A 14391-nucleotide genomic window follows, 5' to 3' on the forward strand; every position below is an offset into this window, starting at 1 on the left:
GGAAAGTTAGGAGCTTCACCTCAAGCTATTGCCTGAGATTACTTGGGTACGATCATCAGCAAAAGGAAAGATGTGATGTTACGGAAGACTTTACTGGGTACCTATCTTTGTAGTTTATTCATTGCGGGGAATGCACATGGTGCTGAAGGAGATGATATTCCTCAGCGCGCCCAAACGGTTGGTGATGTTATTGAGCGCCCAGGCGTTCTCACACCTAAAGGTAAATGGTCATTTGATTCGTCTTTAAGCTATACACAAAACTCTTCAAACAAAGTATCTGTTGTTGGGTATACAGTCTTACCAACTCTGATTGTTGGGCGAATTGAAGTGAGTGATTCGGATAGGACTACAGTAACCGTTGGATTAACTGCTCGGTACGGTTTAACAAACGCCACAGAGTTAGAAGTTAGAGTGCCGTATGTGTATCGTAATGACCAAGTTTCTACGCGCCCCATTCAAGATGGTTCAAACAGTGAAGTAGTAAACACAACGGTGGATGGCGGAGGGCTTGGTGATGTAGAGTTCGCATTGAGGCACCAGTTTAACTTTGAGTCTGCGCCATACTGGGTAGGTGGCCTTAGAGTAAAGTCGGATACAGGACGATCGCCTTATGATGTTTCTATTGAAGATGGAAGCAACTCATTTAGTGATGTCCCTACAGGTTCGGGTTTTTGGAGTTTTGAGCCTAATTTATCTCTTATTCACCCTGTTGATCCTGCGGTCTTGTTCGCTAGTCTAAGTTATATTTATAACTTAGAGGATACTGTTACAGTTGGCGACACAAAAGCTGATGTTGAACTTGGAGACACTATTTCTCTTTCAGGAGGAATGGGGTTTGCGGTGAATCCTGATCTTTCATTCTCTTTAGGACTTAGCCATAAAACTATTTTAAAAAGCAAAGTAAATGGCAGATCGGCAGATGATGCTAAGTTGCTTCAATTAGATGCATTAACTTTTGGTATAAACTATGCCTTTAGTGAACGCTCATCTATCAATGTTAGTGCTCAAGCTGGTCTTACAGAAGATACTCCCGACTTTCAATTAACAGTACGAGTACCTTTTAATTTGTAAAATGGATATTAGGCCCTTGAGTCTTGGGCCTAATTTATCGTTAGCGCCTAGTGTTCGCATTATAAATTGATTGGATTATATTGGATAAAGTAGGTATATATTCTTAAAATGATGGTGGCCTATTGATATATCTACCTTTCTTTTGGTATGTAATCATAGATATCAGTCGTTTCTAATATCAAAGAAGCTTAACGTGACAATTTTTCAGATAAAAATGGAAATGCTCATTGAAGGTGGTTCAATAAGGCGTCTTCTAATTGTTGGTTTGCTTTGATTTCCCGTATTACCCCATTTACTTGAGCATCAATGTCTACGAGCGTGCTAAGTCCAATAATACTGTTATCTTTCGTGTTTTGAATAATATTGATAATACTTGAATTTATAAAGTCTGAACTTATTATATTAGGATTTTGAGACGAAGGCATTTTGGGTGAATCTATAGAATCATCTCCAATAATATTTCCTTCACCAAATTGTATGATGTTAACAATACCCTGGTTGAAAATATCTCCACTTTGATTTTCACTATTTGCGCTAATGTTTTTTAAATTACCATTTTCAATTACTAAGTTGGCAATGTTTGTGTTCAAAATATCATCGCCATTTATAGTCGTAGTAATGCTTAATCCAATATTAATAATATACTCGTCCGTAATTTGGAAGCCACCTCGATATTCTTCTAAAGATAAATTTGAAAGAGGAGTAAGTTCTTGCAGGCCAACATCTTTAGCATTCACATTAAAATGAGGTATTAGCATACAAAGCACTAACAAAAATTTATTGTAGTTCATAATGCAGGCCTTTCAGGTTGTTTAGTTCTTAAAGTTATTTAAAACAATGTTATATTAATTTTCACCGGAAACTGGGAGAGTAATGCTAAATACCCCTAAGGAATCTCTAGACACTCCTGTTTTTAATGGTGATCTTTGATATACGGTGAAATTATCATTGGTTATAAAGCTAGACCTTCCCATTTCCGCTTCGTTACGGACCAGTAACACAATTCCTTGGTAATATTTTTCAAACTCATCCAGTTTCATTATCATGGTTCCTCTAGAAGGGTCTCCTAGAATAACTGAGTGATTGTTTATACCTCTGATGACAACAAAATGCATATACCCATCGAAATTAACGAGAGTAATCCCAGGGACGCCGACTTCTTTAATTTTCTCCAATCCTACTTGAAAGCCGTCAGAACGTAACCCTATGGAATCCAAGTAAAACTTCATATCCAACAAAGAAAAACCTTTCTCTTTGATTTTTTCTTTATCACCTTTTTCAAACATGCTTTTGAAGATATCTTGTTCAGATGACTCTGTTGCATAATGAAAAGTGAGAAGAGAAGCCAGGGCGGCAGAGCCACAGCTGAAGTCATACTGTTGGCGAAAAACATCACCGAACACTATTTCTTTGTAGCTTTTAACAGGAACAGAGTAATGTGCTCGGTAAGGTAGCAGTTCTAATGAAATGGCTGATGCTGAATAAACGAGCATCAGCCAAATTAAGTTATTTAATACTTTCATATTGTTTACTTGAGTGTCAGGTTAACGACGGTAGAGTTCTGGATTAAAACGTTGTTTCCGCTGTTCTGAATTACGTTGGATATACCCGAACTGTCTGCGAACGCTCCACTTGATAGTATATTGTTACCACTCACGGTGTTTGACGCGACATTATCTGACGAAATACCATTGATATCTGATTCTGCATAAACCAAGTCGAGTTCAACATTTTGTCCACCTCTTGATTCATTCATGATATCCAAGCTAACTTCTCCGCCAGATAATGCAATGTCATCAGCGAGTGCAGTGCAGGCAACTATCATACTCAAAGTACAGATTGCCAAACGCATCGCTTTCTCCTACTAGTCGGTTACTCACCCCCAGTAAACACACTTGCATTAGTTGTAACAGATTGTTGTACAAGTGAATTTGAACCAGCATTTTGACCAACGGTAGTAATACCAGCTGCACCACCAAGACCACCAAGGGTGTTCATGTTTTCAACTCGAACTCGAGTATCATCCGCGTTAGTTGCATAAATAACTGATGCACCTGTAACACCACCCATTAGGCTTGAGCTCGCAACAACCATATCTGTATCCATATGGACTTGATTGAAGCTATCAACATTTGTTGAGCTCGAGTCATTTTGATAGTTACTATTGTCGTTAAAGCTGTTCGAGTTTGTTGTGCTTGAATCAGCGTAGCTACGGTTATCACTCTGGTTACGGTTGTCGCTTTGATTACGATTATCGCTGTTATCGTTAAAGCTACTGTTGATACTAGAGTCACTGTTGTCGTTGTTGCTACGTCTTACAGTAGTACTAGAGTCGCTGTTGTCGTTGTGGCTTCTATTTGTGTTAGTACTTGAGTCACTACTATCACTATTTAGGCTCACATCAAGATCAGCACTGGTACTGTTGTCGTTAGCGTTAGACGTACTATTGTCGTTGTGGCTTTGAGCTGTGTTAGTGCTCGAGTTTGAGTTGTCGCTGTTGTTATTAAAGCTGTCATCAACACCAAGAGTTGCACTGTTGTCAGTGTCGCTGTTGTCGTTGAAGCTATGACCAATACCTAGTGACGCACTATTATCGCTGTTGTCGTTGAAGCTATCACCAACACCGAGAGATGCGCTATTGTCACTGTTATCATTGAAGCTGCCAGATAAACCGATATCGGTATTAGCGCTGTCAGTCCATTGCATGTTGTCGTCTCCATCATCGATCTCATTCGCGATTAGAGAGCCACTAAATAAAATTGCTGACATTGCTAAAGCAAGCCCTGTTTTGTTTAGAGTCATAACGATTACTCCATTTCCTGTTATTCCTGATTAAAAATGACTGCACTTAACTTCTTGCTGCTTCCTTCAAATGTTGTGGGAAGCGATGAAATTATAAGAAAGGATCAGTGAAAGCTGTTCTCATTATTGAGAATGATTCAGGCTGGAAGGGAGTATTTAGGTACGTCTATTTAAAGTATTAAAGAAAAAAATAACATAATCATAATGTTATTTTTTGTATTTACTTTAAGTACTCATCAAGTATGAAATGAAGCCAATATAAAGAAGTAATTTGTTCTATTGCACTGAGCGGAGCAGTCATCCATTTTTTATAAATGGCATTTTATCCAATTATTATCTTTATTATTTAATATTATAAATCATATCCTTATGCTAACACAGGTTGAAAAGTATGGATAAAAACACAACAGGTTCATACTTTTTAAGTCTTTTTCGGTGCTGAAAAGCAATGCGATATCATTCTGAAGTGCTATATTTTCTACTTAAAATGAAGATAAATTCTCTTTGCTGCCTCCAATTAATTTTCTAACGGGGGTTGGTGAAACAGGTAAGTTAATGTGGTGGGACTATGGAAAAGAAGCACTTGATACTGCTAGCTGAGAGTAATTTACAAAGTAACTTAATAAAAAAACAGCTGTCTTCCATTCATGATGTCGATGTAAAGATAATGCAACCAGATGAAGTGGTGTTCAGAAGTCACTCACTCAGTATCGATTTGATGTTTATTGATTACGATTTTATGCGTCAGCTTGAAGTACAAGGAAAGTTACCAGATTTTGATCTATTTGGGTGGTCCTTTATGCTTCACAACGTCCCTTGTGAAAAAGTACAAACGGACTTACTGCATTGGAAGTTGTTAAAAGGAATTTTGCTCCGAAGTGCATCAGTGACACATATATGTGATGGCGCGGAATACGTACTGAAAGGTGGGTTGTGGCTACCAAGAATGTACCTAGAGAAGTTAGTCCTCAATTATCGGCATGCAAATTTGTCCGAAGAACAGCAGCATGATGAGTTAACATGCAGAGAAAAACAGATTCTAGAGCTACTTGTGTACGGCATTTCAAATCAACAAATTGCTTCAAGACTTTTTTTATCTGAAAGTACAGTGAAAAGCCATATATACAAGTTGTACAAAAAACTCGATGTCCATTCTCGTCATGATGCAGTTAAGTTGGTAAGAATGAACAATGGCTTAACCGAGAGAAGTTAAGTCATAATTTGTGATGCTCTTTTTATCGGGGTCTGTTCCGTTTTCACTATCTAATCTAAGCAAGGGCACTCGTATTTGAGTGCCCGTGGTTTATCTAGATTCAATAGTTGGCGTATCAGCAGGCTACATCATGCCCGTGACAAGGCCTGCTGCCACAAAAAACACGATCATCCATAGTACCGAAAGGTTGAGCTTTTTGTGTAGATAGAAACCCGCAATCACTAACGCCATGTCGATGGGAGCAACAACTGCGCTGCTAAATACTGGCTGGTAAAGTGCCGCGAGTAGTAACCCTACTACCGAGGCATTTACACCGTTGATGGCGCCGGAGACCAGCGGTTTGCCTGCCAGTGCTTGCCAGTTCTTAAGAACGCCAAGTAGTAAAAGAAACCCAGGGAGGAATACGCCAAGCGTTGCGATCAGAGCGCCTAAAATTGGCGTATCCGAAAGCTCATAACCGATAAAAGTAGCAAAGGTGAACATTGGCCCCGGTACAGCTTGTGCAGCGGCGTAGCCTGTTAAAAATGCATCTTGGCTGAGCTGGTCGCCAACAATGTTTTGCAGAAGCGGCAGAACCACATGACCGCCACCAAACACTAAGCTACCAGCTTGGAAAAAATCACTAAACAGCCCAAGCAAAGGTAACGTATGAGCCACTAACGGTAAGCCGAGTAAAAGCATCGCAAATAGAGCTAATGGCGCGATAGACGGTTTAAACGACTCGGCTGATGGCGCGGAGTCTTTCTTCAGATATCGCATTCCGACAAAACCTGCTGCGATCAACACGAACATTTGCGTCATGATGCTTGGTGCCACCAGCAACGCAATCGCAGTCGCGACGCACAAACCCGCGGTCAGTTTACTTTGGCAGAAGTTTTTGTACATGCCCCAAGTCGCATCCGCCACGACGACGACTGCGAGCAGTTTTAGGCCGTGAACGATGTTTTGGAACACTGCGGTGTCGGTGATTTGGCTGCTCACCATCGCCAGCGCCAACATGATGACCACTGAAGGAAGCGTGAATCCGACAAATGCTGCGCATGCGCCACCTAAACCGCCACGTTTATAGCCTAAAGCAAAGCCAACTTGGCTTGAGCCCGGTCCCGGCAAAAACTGACTGAGCGCGACAATTTGCGCGTACTCGCTGTCATCAAGCCATTTCAGTTTCTCAACAAAGGTTTGGCGAAAATAACCAATATGAGCCGCCGGGCCGCCGAAGCTGAACCAACCCAGCCAGAAAAAAGTTTTGAATATGGTGAACATGTCGAGCCTGTTTATCTAAAAAGCATTGTTGCTAATTTATCGAATGCTCTAAAATGACTCAAATTGATGATTTTAATTTCATCTATGAATGAAATGGGATGAGGATGTTGGAGTGAAAGAGGACATTCAGTGGCGCAACATTGACTTGAACTTATTGGTGACGTTTTCCTACTTGTATCGCTATCGAAGCGTTAGCGTCGCGGCAGAGAAAAGTTACGTTAGCCAGTCGGCGATGAGTCATAGTTTGTCTCGTTTAAGGTTGTTGTTTGACGACCCGCTTTTTGAGCGAAAAGGGCACAAGATGGAGCCCACCGAGCACGCTCACCACATCGCGCCAACTGTGCATCACTTGTTGGATTCTATCGCCAAAGACTTGCTCACTAAGTCTGCCTTCCAACCTGAAAATTACGCGGGTGTATGTCGCATCGGGTTAACGGATTATGCCGAGTTTATCTTTGCTCCTCGGCTTTATGACGAAATACGCCAGCGCGCCCCAGAGGCGCAGATCAGTTTTATTAACGTCAATCGTAGCAACTACGTGGCATTAACTGAGCACGAAAAGCTCGATGTCATTATTGGCAGCATGCCGGTGTTGGATGACAACTTTGAGAGCTTGTACTTGTACACCGAAAAACACGTGTGCATGTGTGATAAACAGGTGTTGAAAGGGGAAACACAGCTGTCTCTGGAAGCGTTCGCGAACATCGAGCAAGCTCTGGTAAGTCCCGATGGGAGCTTAAAGACACAAGTAGACCAAAAGCTCGCAGAACATGGCTTGAGCCGCAAAGTCACCGTGGCGTCGCGCAACTTTCTCACTATTCGGCATCTATTGAAAAAGCGCGATCTCATTGCCATCGTGCCAGAAAAAATGGCGTTGGCGGAGGGCTTTTCGGACGATCTCATTACTGTTAAGCCGCCGATCGCCGTTGCGGATTTTGATATTGCCATGCTGTGGCATTCCAGCCGAAACAATGAAGACAAAGGCATTTGGCTACGCGAGTTGGTTTCTTCGACCATCACCTCTAAATGATAAACATTTGGGGCACTCATGGTGCTTAGAGTGATTTGTTGTTGAACTTCTTACTACCCGCTGAGTTATCGGCGTTACGCCGAAACAGTACTGATTGTGCAAAATGAATATCTTGGGTTAGGGGGGGATGTTCCAGATTTAATTCATAAAAGAGATTAATGGAAAAGGTATCATTGAGTTGTACCACGTAGTTTAAGCTCTGTTTGAACGTATACATGAAGAGGGAGTAAGCGTCCATCTCGGTATTTTTCCACTAGTAAGTTCACTCCCTGAGTTCCCATCAACTCAGAGTGAATACGAATTGTAGACAACGGCGGAAAGGTAAAGCGAGCAGTAGGAATATCATTCATACTAATCAGCGTAATATCCTCTGGTATCTTTAAGCCAAATTCATGGATTGCACGTACTATGCCAATCGCGATGGAGTCTGAATCAATGAATACTGCTTTCGGGAAGTCACCTTTGGCTAGCATCTCTTTCGCTAAGTTATAACCGGACAAACTAGAGCAGGCACAATAGTGTATATCATGTTCTGCGACCACGCCTTTTAGATAGCCATAGTCCAAAAACACATTTTCACGAGTGTCAGCTGCGTCGTGCTTGTCTTGACCGCCAATATAACCGATGCGGCGGTGGCCTCGTTGTACAAAGAAATCAACTACTTGCCTACTGATTCGAATAAGGTCGACATCAACGCAATCATAAGGGCAGGTTGGATCTGAAAAGTTTATGTAGCAAATGCTATCGGCTAGACGTTTAGGTAATTTATCTACTACCTTTTGGTCGACATTTCCGACTAAAAGGACACCTGTTATCTTTTTCGTTTCAACATCAATTTCACTGTTATAGCAATTGGTTAGCGTAATACCTAATTTGTCGCATTGCGTTTCAATCCCATGACGAATTGATAAGTAGTAAGGGTCATTCACCTCTGTTTCTTGTTTGTAGTTATATAAGGCTAAAAAGTGATGTTTTTGCTTAGCTTCTTTGATGCCTTTCTTCGAGCTACTGGTGCGGTACTCCAGTTTTTCTGCAATTTCCAAAATGCGGTATTTGGTTTCTTCTTTAACGCTCAACGTTGGGTCGTTGTTCAAAACCCGCGATACGGTTGCAAGTGAGACGCCTGCTTCAATGGCGATATCTTTTAGCTTTGCCATGTAAATTTCCCGTTGGCACTGCCCAAGTGTGAGCTCAATAATCTGACTATCTTAAACAGCTACTTAGATATGCACAAACCTTTAGTAAGACAGTCCTAAACACTTTAAATCATCATATCAAGCCAAATTGTTTTCATGAAATAGACTCTATTGAGTAATAAATAAAGCCGTAAACGTAAGGATTATATTGCTGTAAAAATACTGAAAAACGCGACTGGTTTGGAAACTTGCTACTTGTGGTAACTCTAGTACTTAATAGGACTCGAGCTGTTTAGAGTTTAATCAAGCAAACGTTTTATTGTTCATGTTTATGTTTTGTGTCTCATTTTATAAACAAATCAATAGGAAAGTATTCAACTCTATTTATAATCTCCGCGCTTTTAAAAGCTGTCTAACAGTATGAAAAATTGGGAAATTATAATGAAAAAAGTATTGCCATTATTGGCTTTAGGTGCAGTGGTTGCTTCAGCATCAGTTCAAGCAAAAGGTAACTGGTATGTTGGTGCTGATTTGGTAAATTCAGATCTTAAAGTTAAAAGCTTGTCAAAAGATCTTTCTGCGACAGGTCTTAGCCTTGCTGTAGGTAAAGAGCTTCAATATTCAGAAAACTTCAAACTAGCTTTTGAAGGTGAGTACATATACTTTGGCGACTTTGAAGAAACATTTTCTTACATGGGGTGGCCGGTTAAATTTAGTGTTGATGCTTCTGCGTTCAATTTCAATGCGAAGCCTAAATACCAATTTGCAGGTACAGGCTTCTATGTTGGTGCGATTGCTGGCCTTGGTGTAATGAGTGTTTCTTATGAAGTGAAATCATCTAGCACTGTTACCGATGATGGTCGTGATGTAGGCTTTAACTACGGTGTTGAGGCTGGTTATGAGTTCGCTTCAGGTTTGGTTGTATCTGGTGGCTACCGTGCTTCTTCGGTAAGTATTGATGCCGAAAACGGTGGCAGCGAAGATTTTGATTTTGACAGCCTGTACGTTGGTGTTGATTACAAGTTTTAAGCTCGCGTAAGCAAAACATAGATACTAAAAAGGAGCCGTTAGGCTCCTTTTTTTATTAGATTATCAATCAACTCATAATGGTGATCTTGTACGCCTGCAAGGTTGCCATATTTGGGTTGGTGGCGGTCATTTTCTTTCGCGTGTTGCCAGCCAATGGTGTGACGCACAAAATGCTCTGCAAACGCGTGGGAAACTTCCAAGCAACCTGCCAGTACGGTATCAACATAACTTTGCATGATTGGGCTCTTTTCGCATGGTGGTAGTGGCTCGTCTTTTACGTAAACCCAAATGTCATGTTCTTGGTTAAAACTCGCATCTGTTTCGATTTGATCTGGCTGAAGTTGAATACGATGATAACCTCGCTCACGGCGGTCGAATTCTGCGAGCGCTTCTTCATTTACTTCGAGTAAAACGCCATTAACCTGTCCATCGCCTTGGTTCACCACTAATGGAGAGAGGCTGTAGCTGTCGTCAATCTTCCCCCAGTAGCGAACCAACCCATGTGCTATGACGGGAATGGCTTCTCCCGTTTGTCCGGTTAACTTACGCGACGCAGAATTAATCAAACTGCCATAGCCAAATATGTACATTGTCGTTGCATCCCTTAACTGATAGTTGTGCCTCTCATGTTTATACCTAACCCGCATCTGAAGCACAACTTTACCTCTTAAGTATAATCTTAATTATAAACATGTATTTTTTATACATGTTTATGGTAGCATCAATATGTAGTTGAGTTAACCAGCATCGAGAGACGCTTGAGGGCAAGATAATGCTGAATATCACCGATAAAAAAGTAGAAGAAAAAATCCCCGCATGGCTGCGATTAGGCTTTCGGCCGTTTTTTCTGTTTGGGTCGATTTACGCCATTGTTGCGATTGCGTTGTGGGTGTGGATGTTCCAAGGCGGACAGCCAAACGCATTAGCCGTGCCTGCATTGTGGTGGCACGTACATGAAATGTTGTTCGGTTTTTCGATGGCCATTGTAGTTGGCTTTGTACTGACCGCGGTACAAAACTGGACTGGCATTAATGGTACCAAGCATTACATGCTTCTGGCTTTATTTGGCTTGTGGTTAGTGCCCCGCATATTGCTTTGGACACCAGCACCGTTATGGTTAACCAGCAGTATCGAAGCGGTATTTTTACTGTTTGTCGCCTATGAGGTGGGCATTCGTGTGTATCGAGCCAAAGGTTGGCGTAATTTGTTTTTCGTTCCACTGTTTCTTTTAGCCATCTTTGCGAACTTTGCAAGCTACGCAACGATAAAAGGTATGCCGCCCTTTAGCTCTTCAGCGGTGTGGCAAGCAATGCTGTGGTGGTTTACCTTGCTGTTGTCAGTGATGGGCGGACGTGTGATTCCATTTTTTACTGCGCGTCGATTTAATTTCGAAAAAGCGCAACCATTGGCTTGGTTAGAGTGGTTCGCGAACTTGCCATTGGTAATGCTATTTGTGCTGAGCTTTTTCCCTGTGACGTTTGCAGAACTAGGTAGTCCTTTGATGCTATTTGCAGGTGTTGCTCAGTTGGTGCGTTTTGTTCGCTGGAAACCTTGGTTAACCCTGAGCGAGCCTTTAGTGTGGTCGCTGCATGCTGCGTATTTGTGTTTACCACTAAGCTTAATTTTGCGAGGCGTCTGGGGAGATGCATTTGCCAGCCATAACCTCATTCACCTGTTTGCGATAGGTGCGTTAGGCGGTTTGATTTTAGCGATGATTGCACGGGTGACGATGGGACATACTGGTCGCATGATCTACAAAGGGCCAAACATGAGCCTTGCGTTTACAGCGATTACCGCGGCAGCTTTGGTTCGCAGTTTCGCCGTGATCTTTGACCCAGCGAACATGATGCTGTGGATTGATATCAGCGGCGGATTATGGATTGTTGCGTTTGGGCTGTTTGTGTGGCGCTTTGGTGTGATGCTTGTGACCCCTCGTGTGGATGGTCACCCCGGATAAGATTCTAATGTGAGTAGAGAAAAGAGGAGCCGCGTGCTCCTCTTTTGGTTTTTGTTCTTTATAGGTTTAGTGTTTATTCGTCTTCGTCGTCCGCTTTATTCGTGAGCCCCAAGCGTTTAAATAGCCACCACTCTAGACCAAAAATGACAATTAAGGCGATGCAGAACCAGGTGAATGCCATGGTGGATTCCACGCCTGGCATTCCACCAACATTGATACCGAGTAAACCTGTTAAGAAGCTGGTTGGTAGAAAAATCGTTGCTACCAAAGTAAACAGGTAACTGTTTTTATTGGTTTTCTCATCACGATGATGTTTGATCTCTTCTTGGAAAAGCGCCACTTCTCCAAGATAAAACTCAAGTGTTTCATTTATGCGCGTAATATTATTGTGTGCGAAGCGATATTGATGAGGTCTCAAAGCAATCAATTCTGATTCTGACTCCACAAGATCACGGATAGCGTACTGCTGAGGGCGAATAAAACGCTTGATAGAAATCAGTGCTTTTTGAGTCGCCATATGTTTGTACGTCGATTCATCATTCACGTCGAACTGGTTTAGTGTTTCTTCAATTGTATCAAGGTAAATGTCTATTTTACTGTTTAATCCTTCAATGATCTGATGAAGTAAACTAGCAAGACTTTTTGGGCCTTTGTGTTCCGCTAATGCTTGGCGAATCTCCATGATCGCGCGTGATGGAATTTTACGAGTTGAAATGAGTGCGCCTTGAAAGTAGAGAATTCGAATACTAAGCATATCTTCTGGTGATGCATTGCCGTTCATATTGACGCCTCGTAAAATCAACATGAAGTTCTCGTCATCTAAAGGATGGAAAGATGGTCGGCTTTCGTCGGCTAATAGATGATCAACCGTAGCTCGAGGTACTTGGTTTTGCTCCAGCCAACCACGAATATCAGGATGCAGCCGTTCGCAATGGTACCAATGCTTAGCTTGAATTTGCTCTGCCGTGGTGGATTGTTGAGTTGCTTCTGGGGTTGAGAAGTCCCAATGTTCAATCATAAAACCCATTTTCTTTTCCTTGTTTGAGCCGATACCAAAATAACCTCAAGATACTTCTTTCGCGAGAATTGCATTGCCATACAGAGGCAATGCTCTGAGTACGGTACTCTGAAGTCATTGATGCATTATTTTTCAAATGAGTATGATTGTATTTAACGCCAAATGTCTATGAATAGTTGTTCTTATTTGCAATCGAGTGGAGCGCACCAAGGTGTTGTGCTTAAACAACAAAACAAAAAGCCTGCAACTAAGCAGGCTTTATTGTGGGGGGAGGGAGGGGAGCTGTTAGCCAACTTGAGAAAGATTAACCACTTTCTGTTGTAGCTTTTTCTTCAAATAGTCCGTTAAGGCCTGTTTTTCTTCCTCGTTCATGTAAAGACCAAGCTTAGTACGGCGCCATAAAATGTCTTCATCGGTCATTGCCATTTCATGGTTCATTAAGTAATCGATCTCACGTTGGTAAACACCACCGGCTTGTGTCGAGAACGTTTGTCCTAAGTCAGCTTCACTTGTTGTACCTTCCATTAAGTTCCACGTTTGGGTACCAAACTGAGTGACATAACGAAGAATCAATGCTTCTGGCGCCCAAGTGTATTTAGCATGAATTTGTTTCGCTAATTGTTCACGACTACAGCTGAAGTTACCACCAGGAAGGGTTTGGTTGGCCGTCCAGTCTTTACCCATTTCAGGTAGGAACGGAGCAAGTTTCTTCATTGCTGCTTCACCTAACTTACGGTAGGTCGTTAACTTACCACCAAAAACAGAAAGCAGAGGTGCATGGTCGTATTCCGCATCGAGCTCTAGCGTGTAGTCTCGTGTGATTGCTTGCGGAGAGTCAGATTCATCGTCACATAAAGGACGAACACCGCTGTATGTCCAAACTACATCTTCGCGAGTCAACTGGTGGACAAAGTGTTGGTTTACGATATCAATGAGGTAATCGACTTCGTCATCTGAGATCGACACTTCACGTGGGTCACCTTTGTATTCCACATCTGTTGTACCAATGATTGAGAACTTATCTAAGTAAGGAATCATAAATACGATGCGATTGTCTTTGTTTTGAAGAATGTAGGCTTGCGGTTCGTTGTGGATACGAGGAACAACGATGTGCGAGCCTTTGATTAAGCGAATGTTACGAGGAGAGGCTTGCTCTAATCCATCATCAAAGAACTGTTTTACCCAAGGCCCCGCAGCATTGACTAACGCTTTCGCTTTACGTTCGAAACGTTGGTCTGTCATCACATCGTGAATAGTAACATGCCAGATACCACCTTCACGGTGTGCTTTTTCCACGCGGCAGTAGTTACGCACTTCAGCATGGTTTTCGCGAGCCGCAAGAACGTTCAGTAATACTAAACGTGCATCATCAACCCAACAGTCAGAGTATTCGAAACCCGTTTTCATTTCTGGTTTTAGCAAGCCAGATTTCGCAAGGTTGACGGTTTTACTGCCTTGCAGCGTCGTACGTTTACCCAAGTTATCGTAAAGGAAAAGGCCACAACGAATCATCCAAGCTGGGCGTAGGAATGGGCGATGCGGTAAACGGAAACGCATTGGTAGTGCGACGTGTGGTGCTTTACGAAGAATAACCTCACGCTCTGCGAGCGCTTCCGAAACTAAACGAAACTCGTAGTGTTCAAGGTAGCGTAAACCGCCGTGTATCAGTTTAGAACTTGCTGAAGAAGTCGCAGATGCGAAGTCATTTGCTTCGTATAAGCCAACACTCAAACCTCGGCCAGCTGCGTCTGCTGCAATACCAGCTCCGTTAATGCCGCCACCGATTACGATCAAGTCTAAGGTAGTGGATGAGCTAGTAGTGGAAGCATTATTTTGTATACTCATAAATTTGACCTCTTGGTGAGCGAACGA

14 protein-coding genes are annotated in these 14391 nt (G+C 42.2%); 5 read left to right on the top strand and 9 right to left on the bottom strand.

Translation table 11 applies throughout. The annotated features are described in order from the left end of the window. The first annotated feature begins 75 nt into the window (after positions 1 to 75). The gene (locus R7P72_RS11460; protein WP_213907271.1) at positions 76 to 1071 is read left to right on the top strand and encodes a transporter; all 996 of its coding nucleotides are present in this window, start codon (positions 76 to 78) and stop codon (positions 1069 to 1071) included. A gap of 224 nt (positions 1072 to 1295) precedes the next feature. On the opposite strand, the gene R7P72_RS11465 is transcribed toward R7P72_RS11460, so the two are convergent. From R7P72_RS11465 to R7P72_RS11480, 4 genes are read right to left on the bottom strand one after another with little or no spacing between them, the layout of a single operon-like run. Then, positions 1296 to 1862, bottom strand: coding sequence for a hypothetical protein (locus R7P72_RS11465; protein WP_005380163.1), 567 nt, complete (start codon positions 1860 to 1862; stop codon positions 1296 to 1298). 54 nt (positions 1863 to 1916) lie between these two features. Beyond that, entirely contained in the window at positions 1917 to 2594 is a 678-nt protein-coding gene (locus R7P72_RS11470) for a C39 family peptidase (protein WP_005380165.1), read from the bottom strand. A gap of 5 nt (positions 2595 to 2599) precedes the next feature. Continuing rightward, the gene (locus tag R7P72_RS11475; protein WP_005380167.1) at positions 2600 to 2923 is read right to left on the bottom strand and encodes a hypothetical protein; all 324 of its coding nucleotides are present in this window, start codon (positions 2921 to 2923) and stop codon (positions 2600 to 2602) included. A 20-nt stretch (positions 2924 to 2943) separates the two neighbouring features. Further along, positions 2944 to 3873 carry a hypothetical protein gene (locus R7P72_RS11480; RefSeq protein ID WP_005380168.1) on the bottom strand — a complete coding sequence of 310 codons (930 nt, stop codon included), beginning with the start codon at positions 3871 to 3873 and terminating at the stop codon, positions 2944 to 2946. Positions 3874 to 4441: 568 nt separating this feature from the next. Between R7P72_RS11480 and R7P72_RS11485 the strand changes: the two genes are divergently transcribed. After that, positions 4442 to 5086, top strand: coding sequence for a helix-turn-helix transcriptional regulator (locus R7P72_RS11485; RefSeq protein WP_005380169.1), 645 nt, complete (start codon positions 4442 to 4444; stop codon positions 5084 to 5086). 123 nt (positions 5087 to 5209) lie between these two features. Here the strand turns inward: R7P72_RS11485 and chrA are convergent, their stop codons facing one another. After that, positions 5210 to 6349 carry a chromate efflux transporter gene (gene chrA, locus R7P72_RS11490; protein WP_005380170.1) on the bottom strand — a complete coding sequence of 380 codons (1140 nt, stop codon included), beginning with the start codon at positions 6347 to 6349 and terminating at the stop codon, positions 5210 to 5212. Positions 6350 to 6461: 112 nt separating this feature from the next. Here chrA and R7P72_RS11495 point away from each other — a divergent pair, with 112 nt between their 5' ends. After that, the gene (locus R7P72_RS11495; RefSeq protein WP_115386440.1) at positions 6462 to 7379 is read left to right on the top strand and encodes a LysR family transcriptional regulator; all 918 of its coding nucleotides are present in this window, start codon (positions 6462 to 6464) and stop codon (positions 7377 to 7379) included. A 170-nt stretch (positions 7380 to 7549) separates the two neighbouring features. Here R7P72_RS11495 and ebgR read toward each other — a convergent pair whose 3' ends face one another. Next, positions 7550 to 8536 (bottom strand): transcriptional regulator EbgR, encoded by a 987-nt coding sequence (gene ebgR / locus R7P72_RS11500; RefSeq protein ID WP_025768213.1) that lies wholly within the window; start codon positions 8534 to 8536, stop codon positions 7550 to 7552. A 420-nt stretch (positions 8537 to 8956) separates the two neighbouring features. On the opposite strand from ebgR, the gene R7P72_RS11505 reads away from it, so the two are divergent. Beyond that, positions 8957 to 9544 (top strand): outer membrane beta-barrel protein, encoded by a 588-nt coding sequence (locus R7P72_RS11505; protein WP_017820436.1) that lies wholly within the window; start codon positions 8957 to 8959, stop codon positions 9542 to 9544. Positions 9545 to 9582: 38 nt separating this feature from the next. Here the strand turns inward: R7P72_RS11505 and R7P72_RS11510 are convergent, their stop codons facing one another. Further along, positions 9583 to 10134, bottom strand: coding sequence for a gamma-glutamylcyclotransferase family protein (locus R7P72_RS11510; RefSeq protein WP_025768214.1), 552 nt, complete (start codon positions 10132 to 10134; stop codon positions 9583 to 9585). Positions 10135 to 10316: 182 nt separating this feature from the next. Between R7P72_RS11510 and R7P72_RS11515 the strand changes: the two genes are divergently transcribed. Continuing rightward, positions 10317 to 11501, top strand: coding sequence for an NnrS family protein (locus R7P72_RS11515; RefSeq protein WP_033905560.1), 1185 nt, complete (start codon positions 10317 to 10319; stop codon positions 11499 to 11501). 73 nt (positions 11502 to 11574) lie between these two features. Here R7P72_RS11515 and R7P72_RS11520 read toward each other — a convergent pair whose 3' ends face one another. Then, positions 11575 to 12528 carry a CorA family divalent cation transporter gene (locus tag R7P72_RS11520; protein ID WP_005391702.1) on the bottom strand — a complete coding sequence of 318 codons (954 nt, stop codon included), beginning with the start codon at positions 12526 to 12528 and terminating at the stop codon, positions 11575 to 11577. A 276-nt stretch (positions 12529 to 12804) separates the two neighbouring features. Then, positions 12805 to 14364, bottom strand: a complete 1560-nt coding sequence (gene glpD / locus R7P72_RS11525; protein WP_033905559.1) for a glycerol-3-phosphate dehydrogenase — start codon at positions 14362 to 14364, stop codon at positions 12805 to 12807. Between the last annotated feature and the right edge of the window lie 27 nt (positions 14365 to 14391).

Source organism: Vibrio sp. Vb0888, assembly GCF_033338835.1.
Classification (GTDB): domain Bacteria; phylum Pseudomonadota; class Gammaproteobacteria; order Enterobacterales; family Vibrionaceae; genus Vibrio; species Vibrio alginolyticus.